Annotated in this window: 16 protein-coding genes; 2 read left to right on the top strand and 14 right to left on the bottom strand. The window is 56.3% G+C overall.

Annotated elements, in window-relative coordinates; translation table 11 throughout:
- Positions 1 to 317: 317 nt before the first annotated feature.
- The 12 genes from K1Y02_17725 to K1Y02_17670 form a co-directional block, all read right to left on the bottom strand.
- The gene (locus K1Y02_17725; protein ID MBX7258206.1) at positions 318 to 677 is read right to left on the bottom strand and encodes a cytochrome C oxidase subunit IV family protein; all 360 of its coding nucleotides are present in this window, start codon (positions 675 to 677) and stop codon (positions 318 to 320) included.
- A gap of 29 nt (positions 678 to 706) precedes the next feature.
- A complete protein-coding gene (locus tag K1Y02_17720) occupies positions 707 to 1,327 on the bottom strand; it encodes a cytochrome c oxidase subunit 3 family protein (GenBank protein ID MBX7258205.1) in 621 nt (206 codons plus the stop codon).
- A 48-nt stretch (positions 1,328 to 1,375) separates the two neighbouring features.
- Positions 1,376 to 3,001, bottom strand: a complete 1,626-nt coding sequence (locus K1Y02_17715) for a cbb3-type cytochrome c oxidase subunit I (protein ID MBX7258204.1) — start codon at positions 2,999 to 3,001, stop codon at positions 1,376 to 1,378.
- Positions 2,998 to 3,945 (bottom strand): cytochrome c oxidase subunit II, encoded by a 948-nt coding sequence (coxB, locus tag K1Y02_17710; protein ID MBX7258203.1) that lies wholly within the window; start codon positions 3,943 to 3,945, stop codon positions 2,998 to 3,000. Before coxB ends, K1Y02_17715 begins: the two co-directional genes overlap by 4 nt.
- Before the next feature lie 79 nt (positions 3,946 to 4,024).
- Positions 4,025 to 4,912 (bottom strand): SCO family protein, encoded by an 888-nt coding sequence (locus K1Y02_17705; protein ID MBX7258202.1) that lies wholly within the window; start codon positions 4,910 to 4,912, stop codon positions 4,025 to 4,027.
- Positions 4,909 to 5,424, bottom strand: a complete 516-nt coding sequence (locus K1Y02_17700; protein MBX7258201.1) for a hypothetical protein — start codon at positions 5,422 to 5,424, stop codon at positions 4,909 to 4,911. Before K1Y02_17700 ends, K1Y02_17705 begins: the two co-directional genes overlap by 4 nt.
- The gene (locus K1Y02_17695; protein ID MBX7258200.1) at positions 5,417 to 6,610 is read right to left on the bottom strand and encodes a hypothetical protein; all 1,194 of its coding nucleotides are present in this window, start codon (positions 6,608 to 6,610) and stop codon (positions 5,417 to 5,419) included. Before K1Y02_17695 ends, K1Y02_17700 begins: the two co-directional genes overlap by 8 nt.
- Positions 6,607 to 7,272 carry a cytochrome c gene (locus K1Y02_17690; protein ID MBX7258199.1) on the bottom strand — a complete coding sequence of 222 codons (666 nt, stop codon included), beginning with the start codon at positions 7,270 to 7,272 and terminating at the stop codon, positions 6,607 to 6,609. Before K1Y02_17690 ends, K1Y02_17695 begins: the two co-directional genes overlap by 4 nt.
- 20 nt (positions 7,273 to 7,292) lie before the next feature.
- Entirely contained in the window at positions 7,293 to 7,853 is a 561-nt protein-coding gene (locus K1Y02_17685) for a DUF3341 domain-containing protein (GenBank protein ID MBX7258198.1), read from the bottom strand.
- Between the two features lie 15 nt (positions 7,854 to 7,868).
- A complete protein-coding gene (nrfD, locus tag K1Y02_17680; GenBank protein MBX7258197.1) occupies positions 7,869 to 9,260 on the bottom strand; it encodes a polysulfide reductase NrfD in 1,392 nt (463 codons plus the stop codon).
- On the bottom strand, positions 9,229 to 12,339 hold the full coding sequence (locus tag K1Y02_17675) for a TAT-variant-translocated molybdopterin oxidoreductase (protein ID MBX7258196.1): 3,111 nt from the start codon (positions 12,337 to 12,339) through the stop codon (positions 9,229 to 9,231). Before K1Y02_17675 ends, nrfD begins: the two co-directional genes overlap by 32 nt.
- A 7-nt stretch (positions 12,340 to 12,346) precedes the next feature.
- A complete protein-coding gene (locus K1Y02_17670) occupies positions 12,347 to 12,979 on the bottom strand; it encodes a cytochrome c family protein (GenBank protein ID MBX7258195.1) in 633 nt (210 codons plus the stop codon).
- Between the two features lie 703 nt (positions 12,980 to 13,682).
- Here K1Y02_17670 and ahcY point away from each other — a divergent pair.
- A complete protein-coding gene (gene ahcY, locus K1Y02_17665; GenBank protein MBX7258194.1) occupies positions 13,683 to 15,119 on the top strand; it encodes an adenosylhomocysteinase in 1,437 nt (478 codons plus the stop codon).
- A 580-nt stretch (positions 15,120 to 15,699) separates the two neighbouring features.
- A complete protein-coding gene (locus tag K1Y02_17660; GenBank protein MBX7258193.1) occupies positions 15,700 to 16,197 on the top strand; it encodes an OmpA family protein in 498 nt (165 codons plus the stop codon).
- Between the two features lie 39 nt (positions 16,198 to 16,236).
- Here K1Y02_17660 and K1Y02_17655 read toward each other — a convergent pair whose 3' ends face one another.
- Positions 16,237 to 18,171 (bottom strand): PQQ-binding-like beta-propeller repeat protein, encoded by a 1,935-nt coding sequence (locus K1Y02_17655; GenBank protein ID MBX7258192.1) that lies wholly within the window; start codon positions 18,169 to 18,171, stop codon positions 16,237 to 16,239.
- Between the two features lie 197 nt (positions 18,172 to 18,368).
- On the bottom strand, positions 18,369 to 18,764 hold a 396-nt coding region (locus tag K1Y02_17650; protein ID MBX7258191.1), incomplete at its 5' end, for a BlaI/MecI/CopY family transcriptional regulator.

Genomic DNA, 18,764 nt, shown 5'->3' with positions numbered 1-18,764 from the left:
CTCTCTCTGGTCGCTTGGTCTACGGCAGATGTTGTGGGTTTGAGCCAGATCCCTCGTCCGCTGGAAGCGGACTCGGGATGACAGCGTGGATGAGCGGTTGCGGGGAGGTGTGAGGTAGAGATAGGCGTTGCGGCATAGAGGACAAAGAGCGCAGGCAAGATGCCTGCGACACATTAGAAGCCGGGGGCGGCGGCAGCATGAGGACTATGACGGCCGGCACAGAGACCGGGTGCGACCAAAAGATGTGAGAAAGCCCGGCGGCCGCCAGGTATGTCGACGGAAGCCGGGCGCTAGAAATCGAAAAGGGTCTGTAATCGTTAGGGTTGGGGTGCTGGGGCTTCGGGGGTGTGGGCAGGGGCTTGCTGCTGAGTGACGGCCCACGGCTGGCCTTGGTGCTGCCAATCTCTGGATACGTAGTCGGGCATAAGCATGCCGAAGAGGATGATCAGCCAGAAGAACCCGCCTCCGACGAATACCCACGTCAAGCGAGAGCTGTATTTCACGTTCATGAAGAACAGCACAATCACGACGGCTTTGGCGACGGAGATGGTCATCGCGACGACGGGGTTCATGGAGCCCATGTCGATGAATGCGGCAAAGATGGTCAAGGCCATGAGAACGGCCAGCGCAATGGCGGCTTTCACATAGACGGACGGTGGAACCACGTAGTGGGACATGGCTAAACGATGCTCCTACTAACTCGGCGCTAGACGTGCCGATGAACCAAGTACAACAAGGGGAACAGGAATACCCACACGATATCGACGAAGTGCCAGTAGAACCCAACCAGCTCCACTTTCATGAAGCGTTGGGGAGTGAAGTAGTTTTTGTAGGCCAAGACGATGAGCCAGATGAGCAAGCCCGCACCGATGACCATATGCAGCGCGTGCATTCCCGTCATGAAGAAGTAGAGAACGAAAAACAACTGCGAATGGGCCTGGTCCACATCGGGAAACATCTTGCTGTGAATCACAAAATTGGAACCGGGGACTAAGTGGTGTTCCCATTTCGCCTTGTACTCGAAGTACTTGACGACTAGGAAGGTCAATCCCAGGGCCAAAGTCAGGAACAAGAAGCTGATGAGGCGCTTCTGCTTACCTGTCTGCGCCGCGTGGACTGACATGGCCATGGTGAGACTGCTGACCAGCAGCACGACGGTGTTGAACGCGCCGAGCGTGATGTTGAGTTCTTCGCTGCCTGCGGCCCACGCTTCGGGATACTTGAAGCGGTACACAAGGTACGCCGCAAACAGGCCACCGAAGAACATGATTTCCTGGGCCAGAAAGAGCCACATTCCGAGGATGGCAGACTCTGTCTGCTGCTCCATGTCCTCGAAGTGATGGGCTACAAGGCTATCCGTACTGCTCGACACGTGCTACCCCTCCGTTGAATAGGCGTATGCTTCTTCGACCACGATGGGCCGGCCTTCGTCGAAATTAAACGTGGGCGGCGGCGACTGCACCTGCCACTCGATGCCCTTCGCATTCCATGGGTTTGGCCCTGCCGCAGGACCCTTGAACAGCGACCACGTGAAGTAGATCACAGGCAGAAGGTACCCGAATCCGAGAACCGACGCGCCTGCCGTCGACATCACGTTCAGCATCTGAAATTCTTGCGCGTACTCGTGGTAGCGGCGGGGCATGCCCAAGTAGCCGAGAATGAACTGCGGGAAGAACGTGAAGTTGAACCCGATGAACACGAGCACGGCGGCCACGATGGCGATATTCTGCGGATACATCCGCCCGGTCATCTTGGGCCACCAGAAGTGCATGCCGCAGAGGAAGCCCATCACCATTCCGCCGACCATGACGTAGTGGAAGTGCGAGACTACGAAGTACGTGTCGTGGAAGTGCACGTCGGTGCCCATCGCGCCAAGGAAGAGGCCGGTCAAACCGCCGATAGTGAAGAGGCCAATAAAGCCAAAGGCAAACATCATGGGGGCTTCAAAGGATATCTCGCCTTTATACAGCGTTGCCGTCCAATTGAAGACTTTGATTGCGGACGGCACCGCCACAAGGAACGTGAGCAGGGAGAAGACGATGCCCGCATAGGTGGACTGGCTGCTCACGAACATGTGGTGGCCCCAGACCAGGAACCCGATGATGGCGATTGCCATGCTCGAGAAGGCGATGAACTCGTAGCCGAATACGCGCTTGCGAGCAAAGCAGGTGATGACTTCGCTGATCACGCCCATCCCGGGGAGGATCATGATGTACACGGCGGGATGCGAATAGAACCAGAACAAGTGCTGGAAAAGCACCGGGTCACCGCCGAGTTTGGGATCGAAAATGCCTACGTGAAAGAGGCGTTCCAGTCCGACGAGCAACAGGGTGATTGCAACGACGGGCGTGCCGAGGATCTGGATAAGGCTGGTCGCGTAATGCGCCCAGATAAACAGAGGGAGACGGAACCACGTGAGGCCGGGGGCGCGCATCTTGTGAATCGTCACGATGAAGTTGAGCCCGGTCAGAATGGACGAGAAGCCCGCGACAAACGCGGCGGAAACCGCTAGAAAGACCTCGGAACGCGCATAGGTGCTGCTGTAGGGCGTGTAGAACGTCCAGCCGGTATCGACGCCGCCTGAGATAAGCGCGAAGACCGCCAATCCTCCGCCGATGATGTACAGGTACCAGCTCAGCAGATTGATTTTCGGGAAGGCAAGGTCTTTCGCGCCGACCATGATGGGGACGAGGAAGTTCCCAAGCACGGCGGGAATCGACGGGATCAGGAAGAAGAAGATCATGATGATCCCGTGAAGCGTGAAGACTTTGTTGTAGGTATCGCCGTCCAGCAAATCGCCTTTGGGGGTCAACAACTCCAATCGGATAAGGCCGGCAAAGAAACCGCCGGCAGCAAAGAAGACCGAGATGGAGATCAGGTACAAAATGGCAATGCGTTTGTGGTCGGTCGTCAGCAACCAAGACGCGAGAGTCGTCTTGATGTTGAGATAGTGTTTTCGCGCCGGAAGCGCTGATTCGGGGGTTATAGCAATTGTGCTCATGACTGACTACCACTCTTCTTGTCGCCCTTGAGCGACTTGATGTAATTGATCAGGGTGAACAAGTCCTGTTCTTTGATTTGATTCTGGAACGTAGGCATCAAGGGCGGATAGCCCGCAACAAGCTTTGCCTGCGGATTCAGGATTGACTCGCGAATGTAGTTCTCATCAACGGTGACCGATTCGCCGTTTTGCAGGTTCACGGTCGTCCCGAAAACCCCGGCCAACACGGGCCCGCGAGGAGACTGGCCTTCGTGGCAGGTTACGCACCCCAACTTGGCGAAGAGTTTCTCTCCGGAGGATGCGGGCGCTGCGGCCGTGGTCAACTCACCGGCAAGCCACCTCTGATAATCTTCAGGTTCCATCACGGTGATCTTGCCGACCATGCGCGAGTGATCGGTGCCGCAGTATTCGGCACAGAAGAGGTGGTACGAACCCACTTTTGTAGGCTCAAACCACATCGTGGTGTAGCGGTTGGGCAAGACGTCTTTCTTGACACGAAACGCCGGGATGAAGAAGCTGTGAATCACGTCTTCCGATGTCATGGTGAGCTTTACGGCCTGTCCGCGCGGCACGTGCAATTCATTGATTTCCCGTTTGCCATTTGGATGTTGGATCTTCCACATCCATTGCTTGCCAGTGACCAGGACTTCAAGGCCGTGCTCAGGCACTCGGGAGATGTCGAAGAACACCATGGCCGACCAGAAGAAAATGCCAAGAGCTAATATGGTGGGGATAATGGTCCACGTTAGCTCCAGGGTCTTGTTGTCGGGGTCTTCCAAGTGCCGGTTAACCTTGGCGCCCTTTCGGTAGCGAATTGCAAGGAAGGCGACCATCAGGACCACTGCAAAGAAGAAGAACACGCTCAAGCCCGTAAGCACGTACAAGAGCAGGTCCACCTTGGGAGCAACGGTCGACGCCGATTCTGGGATCAATGTTATGTTCATGACAACGCTCTACAACACCTTCGTTATCTGCAACCCCACAAGACTGATCGCATACTGGTTTGTGCCGCGGTTCATATCATCACCGAGAAAGCGCGGGCGAGCCCGCAGTGGCATCACTGGCCGCAAGGCGGCGCCGACGCCGTTTCTCCTGCATAAGCAGGACGCCAACTAGAGTAGAAATCGCCAAGACGGTCGCAACGGCCGCGAGACGAAGCACGCGCATAATGACCAAGCCATACGCACCCGAAGCGGGATCGTATTTGTAACAAAGCAAGAGGACGGCGTCTGCCAAGGAACCGATCTTGCCTTCCGAAGCGTCGACAAGGCCCAAGCGGAGATCCGATTCCGGGTACTCGATGCCGTAAAAGTAGTGCGACACCTTTCCATCCGGCGTAAGCAGCATGATGCCGCTGCCATGGGCGTATTGGTCTGCGCTGGGCAGATATTGGAAGCGGAAGCCGACCGTGTCGGCGAGCTTTTGAATGTTCTCCTGGTCTCCGGTGAGGAAATGCCAACCATCTGCACCGGACTTAGCATCTTTGTAAGCTTCCAGCATGTTCTTCTTCTTCATGACGGCCAGCTCGTTAGTTTCTTTTGGATCGAAGCTGACCGTAAAGACCTGGTACTGGTCGCCTATGGTAAATGGCAGTTTGTTGAACGCAGACAACATACCCTGAAGAACTTCACCGCAGAGCATTGGGCACTCGTAGTAGACGAGTGAAAGCACCACGGGCTTGCCATTCATGAGATCGGCGAGCTTTACTGTCTTGCCGGACTCATCCCGGAATGTCAGTTCCAGAGGGACTTGCGCACCCAACTTCTGATCGATTCCGACATCGGGGGGCGAAGGAGCACCAAGCGTCTGCGCGGAAGCGGCTTGCGTGGCCATAAGGCTAATGCACGCGCCAACAAGCACGGCGGCCACGTTGACCGAACGCCGGTTCCTCTCTATGAAGATGCGCTTCATTGTGCACCTGCGCTGGGCGCCGCGGGCGGAGTCTGAGGCGCGGGATTCGCAGCAGGAGCGGGAGACGCGGCGGCGGGCGAGGCCGCTTGCGCCGGGGGCGTCACCGCAGGAAGCGGATCGCCCGGATTGATGTGGGGCAGTCCGCGCTGCGCGGTCAAATCGATTGCAAGTTCAATTGGGACATGCAGACGTTGGGCGTTCTTGTCGACCCACCCGTACGTTGTGACTGCTGCCAATTGATCAGCGTTGTACTTCTTGAGATCCAGGGGGGGCATAGCCTGCAAACGGGGTTCGGGCGGCAGAATGCGTTCCTTGCCAGCGACCGAGGGTACTACTGCCGCACTGGAAGGCAGATCCTTGTCAAAGAAGTTGAATATCCATACCGCGATGAAGATACAGATGACCGTGATGACGGACAACACCGCAAGCGACCAAAAGACCTGTTTTCCCTTTACATCTCGGGTTTCGTAGCCCGGATTGTGGGAAGGAGAGTCGTGGTGATTCTTATGCATGTTCGACTGCCTCCTCACCATGTTCATGCCCCCCCAAGGCGGCTTCCATGCGCTGGTCGTGGAGCGGCAGCAAGGGGTACTTCTTAATCTGAGTAACAAACAGGAAGAGCCAAAGTCCTCCAATCGCAGCGTGGGCGGAGAAGTCCAGAATATGGATGCCCAGGCGATTGGGAGTAAACGCGGGCTTGATAATCCAGAAGACATCTACAAACCGCGCTAGGAAGACCCACATTGCCATGAAGACGAGGGCGCGAGCTGATCGCTTCACGCGCCTCTGGAACAGGATGAACATGGGCAATGCGAAGTTGAAGAGCATCAGCGTTAACGCGATGAGATTGAGCCCGGGCCCGGTGCGATGAAGGTACCACGGAATCTCTTCAGGCAAGTTGCCTGACCAGGTAATCAGGTACTGCGAAAAGGAGAAGTACGTCCACACTACTGTGAATGCGCAGAGCAAACCACCCAGGTGATGATAGAAGTCTACGCTCATGACCTTTGAATGCGGTTCAGTGTCTGCGACTTTGGAGAGAATGATGATGCATAGCGCTAAGGCACCCAGACCTTGTCCCACGATGAAGATGGGCGCGTAGATCGTTGAGAACCACTCCGGTTCAAGCGACATTCCCCAGTCGGTCATGGCAAACGTGATCGTCAGGACTTGAGCTACGATTCCGGGTCCGCTGATCCAACGCAGACGCAGGGTACGCGCCGGATCGCCGTCTTTGTCCTGGGCGATCGACAAACGTGTCAACAAGAAGGACAGGGCAATCCAAACCGCAAAGTAGATAAGTGCGCGGATCCGGAAGCCGGTTATGTTGAGGAAGGCAGCTTTTGCCTGGATGATTTCGTGATGCGCTAATGCGCCCCCCGGAGCCCACGGATATAGGATGTAGACACCGTAGAGGAGGATTGGCAGGAAGAGTAGCAACATGATCGGGAGAATGCGCGTACCTGCCTCGAGAAAACGTTGAATCATGAAGCCCCAGCGGCCCGCGACCATGTGGTGGAGCATCAACAGGGAAAGACAACCAAGCGAGAGACCGTTCCACAGCATGAACGCATAGAGATAGGACTGAAAGAACTGGGTCTTTCCGGAAATGAAGAGGCCAAGCAGGGAGACGATAACACCTGCCCCACACGCTATGAGCGCCTTGCTTCGTAGGCTATCCAACTTCGGGTAATTCATTGTTGATGTCCGCCTTGTGCAGTTCCATGCGAATCGTTCGCGCCCGCTTCCGGCTGCGGCTTCAGCAGCTTCTCCAGTTCGTCCTTGGGGACGTCGGCCAGAGAGGCGTTTTGACTCAACTGAAGCGCCCGAATATAGGCGACGATAGCCCATCTATCTTTTGGCGTGATGCGAGAGGCATAGCTGTACATGACGCCAAATCCGTTGGTGATGACATCAAAGAAATAACCCGGGGGGGCCTGCCGCAGACGATCTTGGTGGTAGTTGCCGGCGAGCTTCATTTCGCGCTGTACAATCATGCCGCGTCCGTCGCCAGTCTGACTGTGGCACGGAGCGCAGTAGATGTTGTAGCGTTCCTGTCCGCGCTTGAGCACGTCTTTCGTGATTTCGAAAGGAAACACGGGGGAATCCACCCCGTTGATTTTGCCGGTTGTAAGAAGGATGTCGTAGTCGCTGGCATTGGCTTCGCCAAAGGGAATGGTTCCCGCGACAGAGGGTTGTGCCGTGGCGCCGCTGGCGAAGAAAGTCCCGCGTTCCAATGGCTTGATACGCGAGTTGTTCCACATGCCTTGGTGGCAACCGGACACGAGGGCGATGGAGGCAACAGCCATTACTGCCGAGCCGATGCGTCGGAACCGTGTTGCAGCGCGTCGCAGGCGCATATTCTCCTCACGTGTTTTCATTACTGCTCAACCACCGAAACGTTTTGCGCTCCGAGGCTTTTCAGAAACGAAGTAGTCTCCGTTTCGTCGTACTTGTCGTCGCGCGCCTCGATACAGAGATAGAACTTGTCGCGTGTAGCGCCCTCGAACCCCTTTGCGTTGAAGACGGGGTGATAGGGCATTGGAAGTCCGTTCATTGCGAACATGCCGATAACGGCGCTGAATGCGGCGAACAGGATGCCCATTTCGAACGTGATAGGAACGAACATGGGCCAGCTCAAGAACGGGCGGCCCCCAATCAGATACGGGTAGTGCCAGGTGCAGGCGATGTACTGCATGACAAAGCCGGTCATTGCGCCGGTCAGGCCGCCGCATAAGACAAGGGGAGCAACGATATTCTTGCGATAGCCAACGGCCTCGGCCAGTCCGTGAACTGGGAAGGGGCTGTAGGCATCCAATTTCCGGTAACCTTGGTCATAGGCACGCTGGGCCGCCTTGACGACGACGTCAGGGTCGTCGAACTCGGCCATGATGCCAAAGACCTTAGGTCCTTCATCGTTATGTTCGTGTTCTGAGTGCATCGAATCGTCCTCAGCCTACTTCGCGTGAGCCTTCGCTTTGTGCTTCTGGTCGTACAAGAGCATTTTGAGTTCAAACATGGCGATCATGGGTACGTAGCGAACAAACATGAAGAAGAGGAACGTGAAGAGACCAATCGTCCCGACGAAGGTGGCGATATCCCAAATCGTTCCGTGATAGATTCCCCATGACGAGGGCAAGAAATCCTGGGAAAGGCTTGTGACGACGATCACGTAGCGCTCGAGCCACATGCCCACGCTGACAACCATGCAGATAAAGAACAGGAATGGGAGGTTGAAGCGAACACGCTTGAACCACAGGAACTGAGGCATGAGTCCGTTGCAGAAGATAAGCGCCCAGTATGCGGGAGCATAGTAGCCGGTCATCCGGTTTTCGAACATCATGTATTTCTCGAAGGTATTGGCGCTGTACCAAGCGAAGAAGACTTCCGTCAAGTAGCCGTAAAACACCACCAAGCCGGTTACGAGCATGACCTTGGCCATGTTGTCGATGTGCTTCATCGTGATGAGGTCTTCGAGGTGGTACCACTTGCGTAGCGGTATCGCGAGGGTAAGCACCATAGCGAACCCTGCGTACACGGCGCCAGCCACGAAGTAAGGCGGAAAGATAGTCGTGTGCCAGCCGGGGATGATACCCACCGAGAAGTCGAAGCTGACCACGCTATGCACGGACACAACGAGTGGCGTCGAGATGCCTGCCAACAAAAGGTAGGCGGTTTCGTAGCGGTGCCAGTGTACGGCCGAACCGCGCCAACCCAGCGAGAAGAGGCCGAAGATGACTTTTGCGATTCGATTCTTGGCGCGGTCGCGCATGGTGGCAAGGTCGGGTACCAGCCCCGTGTACCAGAAGAGCAGAGACACGGTTGCGTACGTCGAGATTGCGAACACGTCCCAGACGAGTGGGCTGCGGAACTGGGGCCAGAGAGCCATGGTGTTCGGGTACGGAAGGATGAAGTAGAAGAGCCACGGACGTCCCATGTGGAGCAGGGGGAACATGCCCGCGCACGCGACGGCGAACAACGTCATGGCTTCGGCGAATCGGTTGATTGAGGTGCGCCAATTCTGGTTCAACAACAGGAGAATGGCGGAAATGAGGGTACCGGCGTGACCGATACCGATCCACCAGACGAAGTTGATGATGGCCCAGCCCCACGCGACGGGTACGTTAATGCCCCAGATACCGGTACCCTTTGCGAGCAGGTATCCGACGGAGTTGAGGAATACCAGCAGCAACAGCGCGCCAAGCGCCGCAAAGAAGAACCATACTCTTGGATGCGGCTTGACGTCGACAATTTCACTAACCTTGTCGGTTAGCGTGCCGTAGTCATGCCCCGGACCCAGAATGGGTGGCTGGGGATCAATGCTCGCGAGGTTTCTTGCTACTGCCATTGGTCGGAATCGCCTCAAGCTCAGGGTTTGGGTTTCTCAGTTTTGCCATATATGTGGTACGTGGACGCGTATTGAGTTCGTCCAGCAACGCGTAGTTTCTTGGGTCTTTTCTATCTTTGGCGACACGGCTATCGGGGTTGCCGATATCGCCGAAGGCGATGGCCGCGGCAGGACAAGCGGCCTGACAGGCCGTGACGATTTCGCCTTCGCGAACCTTGCGGCCTTCCTTCTTGGCGTCGATGCGAGCGAGGTTAATTCGCTGCACGCAGTAGGAGCACTTCTCCATGACACCGCGGGAGCGCACTGTCACATCGGGGTTGAAGACCATCTGCTTGACAGGTGTCTTCTGATCCGAGTACTGGAGGAAGTTGAATCGGCGCACTTTGTACGGGCAGTTGTTGGAGCAGTAACGGGTCCCAACGCAGCGGTTGTACACCATGTCGTTGAGTCCTTCGTTGCTGTGGACGGTCGCGCCGACGGGACAAACGACTTCGCAGGGGGCCTTTTCGCACTGAACGCAGGCGACGGGCTGATGCACGGCGCGAGGTTCATTGGCGGGATCGCCCTGGTAGTAGCGGTCGACGCGAATCCAGTGCATTTCGCGGCCGCGGCGGACTTGGTCCTTGCCCACGACGGGGATGTTGTTCTCGGCCTGGCATGCAATGGTGCAAACGCCACAACCCGTGCAGGCACTCAGATCAATCGTCATCCCCCACTGCTGCTGATGTTCTTGTTCAGGAGACTTGAACATCGACATTTCGTGCTCGGGAAGATGCACGTCACGTTTAAAGAGTTCTGGATCCTGGGCGTATTCCTGCGCGGTCCCGACAAACACGAGATGACGGCCATGTTCGGAGAGGGCTTCCATACGCTGGCCGCGGATAAGATGGTGAACTTCGGTGCGGGCCATTTCGGGGCCGTTGCCGATGCGCTTTAGCTCCACACCCTGCGCGAACCAGAGCTTGTCTGACGTGCGAACCGTGTAGGCGTTGTAGCCTGTTCCGTTGCCGACCGCGCCGGCCATGGTGCGGCCGTAGCCGAGAGACAACGTGATGAGGTTGTCGGGCTGACCGGGTTGAATCCAAATCTGACCTTGGACCTTACGCCCGTCGATAGTCACTTCGACGATGTCGAAGTTGGAGAGGTTCATGCGCTCGGCAAGAGGCAAACCGACGATAATGGCGTTGTCCCAGGTAATCTTTGTAAGCGGCTTGGGCAATTCTTGCAGCCAGCCGTTGTTGGCCCAACGCCCATCTCCAATCGTTGAATCGAGACAGAACGCCACTTCGAGCCCATCTTTCGAGGCCGCATCCGGAGCGGCGACGGCGATGTCCGGCCGGACCGTCATGGGCTTCGGGGGCAGCGTGGTGCCTTCCACGACGCCTTTTGCGAGGGCGGTTTTCCAGAAAGCGTCAAAGCCTTGCTCACCGTGACGTTTCTGCCAGTACTCACGCAGGATGTTATAGCCGTTGCCCGGCTGGCCCGCGACGGCTGCAAGCAGTTCGTGGGCGGATTTGCCGTTGTACAGCGGCGCGATGAGCGGCTGCACAATGGAGGCCGTGCCGTCAAAGGCGAGCGCGTCGCTCCAGGACTCGAGATAGTGGGCTTCGGGAAGGTGCCAGTGGCAGCGTTCTGCAGTCTCGTCATAATACATGCCGAGGTGCACGCGGTGGGCCACTTTGTCGAGGGCGGCGGAAAAATCAAGGTCGGCAGGCGCGTAGTACGCCGGATTTCCGCCAACGATGATGAGCAACTCGACCTTGCCGTCCTTCATGTCGCGCACGAGAGCCTTGAGGGACTCGGTCTGGTCCGCGGCTTGGGGATCGGCTTCGATGGAATCGGTGTACAGGACAGTCTTGCCTGCGTTGCCGAGCTTTTCATTTATCCGGTGCACGAGGATGTGGACGTTGGCCGACAAGGAGTCTCCGGCGACGACGATGCCGGAGCCGGCGTGCTGCTGCAAATCCGCAGCGACCGCATCCACAAATTTGCGGTGAGGTTCGTCGACTTCGGGACCGGGCGCATCGACACCCAGTTTGCGCGCGATTGCCCGTGCAAAGACTTCTATTTGGCTTGGGCGCACGTGCAGGGCGTGGTCGGCCATTGCGCCGGTAAGCGTTGGCGTTCCTTCTACGCAGTAAAGACGATTCATGTTGCCGGGAACGCGCTTCGCGGCGAAATCGCGCGAGTAGCGGACGCTTCCCGGGCCAACGGTGAGGAAGTCGGAACCTAACGAGAGGACTACATCGGCGGCATCCATTTTGTACTGAATGCCGACGAGCTGGCCAAACGCGAGGCGCGCAGCGCGAGCCGCATTGTCGCGACCGCTGGGTTCGTATTGATGCCAACGCATGCCGGGCATGCTGGCGAGGAGCTGCTGGATCTGAAATTGCAGGGTCGGAGAGGTGACGGTTTCGGTAAGTATGCGAATACTCGTGCCGCCGGAATCCCGGAGCCCTTTCGAGATTTTCGTGCCGTCGGCTAGCTTCTCTCCATTGACCAGAATGTCGATCCATTTCGCGAACGTATCCCAGGTGCTGATGGAGCCGAGCTTACGGGCGACGGTGGAGCGGTCGGGATCGTACAAAGTAAGGACGGAAGCTTGAGAGAAGATGTCTGTCGAGCCCAGGCTTGCCGGGTGATTGGGATTGCCCTCCAATTTGGTGGGCCGTCCCATGTGGTTTTCCGCGAGAAGACCAATGGCATAGCCGCCCTGTGTCATGGCGGTGGCGAAGTACATCGGAGTGCCGGGCACCAATTCCACTGGGGGCTTGACGTAGGGGATGATTTGCTCGTTGGGCTGGCGCGAGCACGCATTGAGGCCGGCCAACGCCAGAGAGGCACCCATTACTTTGAGGAAGGCGCGGCGGTCTACTCCATCGGGCATGACGGAGGCTTCGCGCGGGAACTCGCGGTCCATGAATTCGCGAAACGTAGGCGTTTCCGCGAGTTCTTCCAGACTCTGCCAGTATTCGCGGCCGGTGCGACCCGCTATTGCTTTGCGAACCGAGGCCAAGTCCAATCGGTTTCTTTTATTCTCGTATGTATTCACGACTGCATTCGTTCCTGGTGCTTCCATGTCACGATTACCGGTGGCACACCGAACAATTGGTCAACTGCTCAACGCGGACGCCGTACTCTTCAACCAGTTTCTTGCCTTCTTGAAGCTGGTTTGCACCCGGTTTCCAGTCCACGGAGTAGACTTGGTCTTTGGGTCGAATGAATTTCTCCGGAGCTTTATGGCACTGCAAACACCACGACATATGGAAGGTGTTGGCCTTGGACATGAGGGGCATTTGGTCAACCTGACCATGACACGTCGTGCAGCCAATGCCTTTGTTGACGTGGATGCTGTGATTGAAATAGACAAAGTCGGGAAGATCGGTAACGCGATTCCAGACAAGGGGTTTGCCCGTGTCCCAACTATCACGGACAGGCTGCAGCATGGGGGCTTCAGTCCAGACCTGCGAATGGCAGGTCATGCAGGTTTCGGTGGGAGGAATGCCCGCGAACGGACTGGAATCGACGGAGGTGTGGCAGTACCGGCAGTCGATACCGAGACCTGCAACATGATGCTTGTGGCTGAACGGCACGACCTGCTCTTTGGCGATGTTTACGTTGGTCACAAAGGGCGACCGATAGAAAGCCATCGCACCGCCCAATAGCACGTTCAGGAAAATCACTCCCCCCACGATGCCGACGCGCATCACCGTGTTCATACTCGATGGGAAGACCTGTGCCACGTGAGTACCTCTTATTCAGCCTTGCTTCAGGCATAGCGGATCACAAGGGATACGCCTCTAGCCTGTCCGAATCAGCCTTGCAAACGTTATCGACCGGTAAATAGCCGCACCGCCTGAGCAGTCAACCCCAAAGACGCATTACGCGACCAGGAGCCCCTTACCCCTCAATGCAGCCATGCCGTTCGCGGTCCCGAAAGACATAACTCAAGCTGCCAAGAATTGAAGTCGTCACCAGAGGACTTCGGTTTGGCAGCCAAGGACGGCGGAGTGTATACATTTTTGAATCGAAAGTCAAGCGTTTCGCGAGGTTTTTCTCGATTCATCTGTAACCGCGTACTACCCAATGCCTTACAACTCCCAATTTGTACGCATTAACACCCAAAAGGGGCGGTTTAATCCCGACAGTTAACACAAATTTACTTTTTTGAGGATAAACAATTGCGGGTAGGCGGAGACAGATTCAATCCGTTAGTCAGCGCGCCCATGAAGCGGTAGACCGTTGATTCACGATCCGCGAACCTATTGCCGCGCCCGAGAATGCGAGTCTCGTTCATTGAATGTGCATGAAGCAGTTCTTAAATGGAGTGAGGTCATTCCGGGTTGACCAAGGTACGAATCGGCCCTATACTTCTTTTTCTCAGGCGCTGTCAGTTCACACATTACATATAGGAGTCGACGAATGCTTACGACCGAAGAGCAGGTGCAGTACAAGGTAGCGGACATGGGTCTCGCGGAATGGGGACGTAAGGAAATCGAACTGGCAGAGAATGAAATGCCGGGGTTGATGGCCATCCGCAAACGCTATGCCGCGAAGCAGCCGCTTAAGGGCCACCGTGTGATGGGATCGCTACACATGACCATCCAGACGGCGGTTCTGATTGAGACCTTGACGGCGCTGGGCGCCGATGTTCGCTGGGCGAGCTGCAACATTTATTCAACACAGGATCACGCCGCCGCTGCGATCGCGAAGGTGGGTACACCGGTGTTCGCGTGGAAAGGCGAAACGCTTGAAGATTATTGGTGGTGCACGTTGCAGGCGCTGACGTGGCCGGACGGCAGCGGTCCGAACCTCATCGTGGACGATGGTGGCGACGCAACGCTGTTCATCCATCGCGGATACGATTTCGAGGAGACGTACAACAAGACGGGAAAGCTGCCGGAAATCTGCCGGGACAACAAGGAAATCGAGATCATCGACACGTTGTTGCACCAGGTCCATGCAGAGAATCCGATGAAGTGGCACAAGTACGTCGAGGAGTGGATTGGCGTTTCGGAAGAGACGACGACAGGCGTGCACCGGTTGTATCACATGATGGCGGAAGGAAAGCTGTTCACGCGCGCAATCAACGTGAATGACAGCGTGACGAAGTCAAAATTCGACAACCTGTACGGTTGCCGGGAGTCGCTGGCGGACGGCATCAAGCGCGCGACGGATATCATGGTCGCCGGCAAGGTGGTCGTCGTGGCCGGGTATGGCGACGTGGGCAAGGGCTGCGCGGATGCGATGCGCGGCCTGGGTGCGCGCGTACTCATCACGGAAATTGACCCGATTTGCGCGCTGCAGGCATGTATGGAAGGCTATCAGGTGGTGACGATGGACGAAGCTGCGCCGTTGGGCGACATCTTCGTGACCGCGACGGGCTGCTGTGACGTGGTTTGCGGGAAGCACATGCAAGCCATGAAGAACGAGGCCATTCTGTGCAACATCGGTCACTTTGACAGCGAGATCGACATGGCTTGGCTGGAATCTCAGAAGGACATCAAGGACATCGAGATCAAGCCGCAGGTGGACAAGTTCGTGTTTCCGGATGGAAAGGCCATACTCGTGCTTGCGCGCGGCCGCTTAGTGAACTTGGGTTGTGCGACGGGCCATCCGTCGTTCGTGATGTCGAATTCGTTCTCGAATCAGACCATCGCTCAGATTTCGCTGGCGACGGAGACCGAGAAGTACGAGATTGGAAAGGTGTACACGCTGCCGAAGAAGCTCGACGAAGAAGTCGCGCGGCTTCACCTCGATAAGCTCGGCGCAAAGCTTGAGCAGTTGAGCGCCAAGCAGGCGAAATACCTCGGGGTACCTGTTGAAGGTCCCTATAAACCGGAGCATTACCGTTACTAGTACCCGCGATCCGAACGGGCCACACGGAACCTGTATCACCGCCGCTTCCCTCGGGGGGGCGGCGGTTCTATTTTCTCGTGGAGGCGTGTGGGCGCGGACGGGAAACCTTTGGCCGGGCCAAACGTATTACATACCTCAGTGATCCGAGTGCGGCCTTCCCGGCTGTTACGCAGAGCGCCGGACAATCGCAGCGCAGCATAGCCACAACCCAATTGACTCAACCACCGATTCACACCGAGGAACACCGAAAAGAAGGATCAATCCGGCGCGTGTGACTACAAACCACGGGGAACGCTGGGAGCACGGGAGTATCTGTAACGCTTGCACAGACCTTGTCGGAAGAAGGCACAAAACGCACAGAAGATGGGGGATAGAATTTGACCACGAATCAGACGAATCACACGAAAAGGAGGCTCAATCAGGAGCGAATGTTCTCAAATCACCGGAAGCACTGGAGCCACGGGGAATTGCGGTTGAATCCTTGCGGAAATGTACCGGGCTAGGGAGAGAACTTCCGCGAATAGAACGAAGAAAGTGCCAGATTGAAGTACAGATTTCGGAGATCCAAAACGGAGACACTATGATGCGGAAGCGAATGTGCTCATTGATTGCAGTCGCAATTGCGGTAGTGTGTATTGGCTGCCAGCATGGCTCGCATAACGACGTGCACAGCGCCCCGCCGACCACTTTGGGCAGGCCGAATGTGGAGGTCTTTTCCGACCTGTGGCCGGGGAAGATTGATAGGGATGGAGTCCTTGCCGCGCCTGTGTACTTCGATTACGACAGCTACGCGTTGCGGGCCGATGCGTTGGAATCACTCCAAAAGAAATCGGAAATCCTAAAGGGTTACCCAGGTCTGCGAGTACAAATCCAAGGCCATTGCGACGAGCGAGGCTCTCAGGAATACAATCTCGCACTGGCAGAAACGCGAGCGCAGACGGTGCGTGCACATTTGGAACAGCTCGGTGTGCCTTCCACTCAACTCATGACAATCAGCTATGGGGAAGAAATGCCTGCTGTTGTTGGGCATGACGAGGTGGCGTGGGCCAAAAACCGGCGGTGCGAGTTTGTGCACTAATCCGGCAGGCGGCGCACGGTCTCTCTTGCGGCCTCATTATTAAGGCGTTGGAGCGTCTTGCTTGGCCTCTTGTGACGATTCTTCGTGCGGCAGTTCAGAAGCGGACTCCAGGCTATAAGCGATTATGCTGCTTCTTGAAAGCGCAACGAGCAATGAAGTAGCGCCCGGCCTGGGGAGAATTTCAATCCGATCAAACGAGCCGCTTATCTGCAAAGTGCCAAGTTTCGTCCCATCGTGACTGACTATGATGAGGTCTCCCGTCGCGTCGGGAAAGACCCAGTCCTTGACGCCGTCGCCATCGGCGTCACCGCAGCACACGTTAATTTGTCGAATGAAATCCAGATTGGAGTCCACAGAGGCAGACCATGCCTTGTTGCCATCTGGATCATAGGCAACGACCATTCCCCTGTCTGGATCGAAGTCTTTGCCGAAGACAACTATCTGAGCAAGACCAGCAGCGTCGAGTTGAGCTGCTTCAACATTACGCACATATAGACCGCCGGAGGAAATGCTGTCGAGTTGTTTGCCGTCGTGCGCATACACGCGCACCGATTCGCCCATACCGGGCGTGAAAACGTACCCTTTGCGGTTGCCATAGGCCGGGAGTATCGCGACACTGAACATCGGACCCATGATGCGGTCTTTCCACAGCGACTTTCCTTCGGCTGAACATGCCTCTATCGACCCGAAACCGTCGGTTGCTATGGTCACTTCGTCCGATCCGTCTCCGTCCAGGTCTCCCCAATGTGCAGACCCGCTCCCCATGAAGCCTCCCTTTGACCACAACTCCTTTCCTTTCATGTCAAGAATCTGGACGCCTCCGTTCAAACTCTCATACACGAGCAAACGCGGACCCGTCTTGTGCGTGCCGAATTCAACTTGGCTCTCAAGTCGGGGCATTGCTACACCCTGTACTCCCAGGGCGCGCATTCCGAATACACTGATGCCTGCCAATCGGATTGAATGAACGGGTTTGCCGTCGGGATCGTAGGCGGTAAGTTTGCCGTCGCTGTTGACGACACAAATGTCATTCGAGCCGTCTTGATTCAGATCGCCAATCGAGAGGGAGGCGGCCTCAGATAACGGAAGTCTCCACATCTCTTTGAGGGCGAGTGGAGACGGGCTTTCGGTCAGTTCCGGTTCCGGGTCATCCGGGTCTTCTTTCACCTTCCAGGAGTAGTCGGGCGCCGTCGCTAACTTGCGCAACTTCTCGATACTCCTCTTTCTCTCTATGACATGATCGATAACTCCCTGCCGCTCTATGAAAAAGAGCGTGGTATCCAGAGCGCCATCTCCATACGGCACAGGCATGTTCGAAGAAACGACTTGGATCTTGCTGGGGTTTCCATTCTTGTCAACCGAGGGTAGCGATGCGACTCCTTCATTGATGACGATGAAGGTGGTTGAACCCGTCAGTTCCGTTGCCAAGGTGTTTATGTCATCGATCATCTGCTTTTGGCCGGTCAACATGAACTCAAATACGCAGACAACCACTCGCTGTCCGCGAAGCTCGCTCAGCTTCAGTTTTGTCCCCTGGTCTGAGACTACGTCGAAATCGGGTGCTCTCACTCCTTCCCATTCCGCGAAGAAGTGGGATTCCATATCCTGATTCATGTTTCCGAACATGTCGCCGAGGAGCGATGAAAAGAAGATCATGGAGGCAACCGCAACAAAGCAAGCAACCGTCGATAGCGCAATACCGGTCCATGCAACCGGACGCGCTTCGGTCTGTCCTTTCAGGTGAAAGATGCCAACGAGGATTCCCGCAACTGCAAAGAAAAGACCCACAAAACATGAGCTACCAAGTAAGCCCACAATTCCAAGAATCAGACTTGTCACGGCAAGGGTCTTGTCGGATGACGCTTTCCTTCTGGGTGGGGTGTAGCGGTATTGGGGATTTGGCGGTGTCTTCAATAGATTCGGCGGAAGCGGCGGTGGCTGCTGAGGCAGTTGCGGTGGAATCGTACCGGACATGCGATGGAACCCTCCCCCTTTCCCCACGTGACGGGGCTAACTCGTTCGATAGTACTATTTCGAGCGATGGCTCGCAATGTTGTGACATGGGAGGAGCTTACGATTTGGGCTGGAGACGACGGCCGTAATGTGTCTATGCCCTTTCGGTAACGGCTTACTTGCAGGATCGGGCTAATTGCCGGACAAGAGCCACATTGTCAGCCTTGTTTGCCTTCAAGTTCGTCCAACAGGTTCCTGAAGCGGGCGATGTCGTCACGAGAGAAGGTCTCTTGCGAGACCAAGGCGCGAACCAGTGGCGTAGGTGTGCCGTCGCATAGGTTCAGCGCCAGCTCTTTCAAACGCATGCCCAAAAGCTTCTCGCGCGTGACGGCGGGTTCGTAGGTGTGCGGCGTGCTGACCTTACGGACTGTGACTAGGCCCTTTGATTGCAGTCGAATCAGCAAGGTTTGGATTGTGGTGTATGCCCACTGATGTCCGCAGCGAAGGAGGACTTCTCCGACGTCACGCACGGTACCGGATTTGATTTCCCAGAGGGCTTTCAAGACTTCGAGTTCGGTGTCGCTTGCATCGGTTCCGCGAGGTGACATTTTGGT

The sequence above is a fragment of the Candidatus Hydrogenedentota bacterium genome, from assembly GCA_019695095.1.
Classification (GTDB): Bacteria; Hydrogenedentota; Hydrogenedentia; order Hydrogenedentales; family SLHB01; genus JAIBAQ01.
Note: the sequence above shows the minus strand (reverse complement) of the source record. Positions and strands in the feature narration are given on the sequence as shown.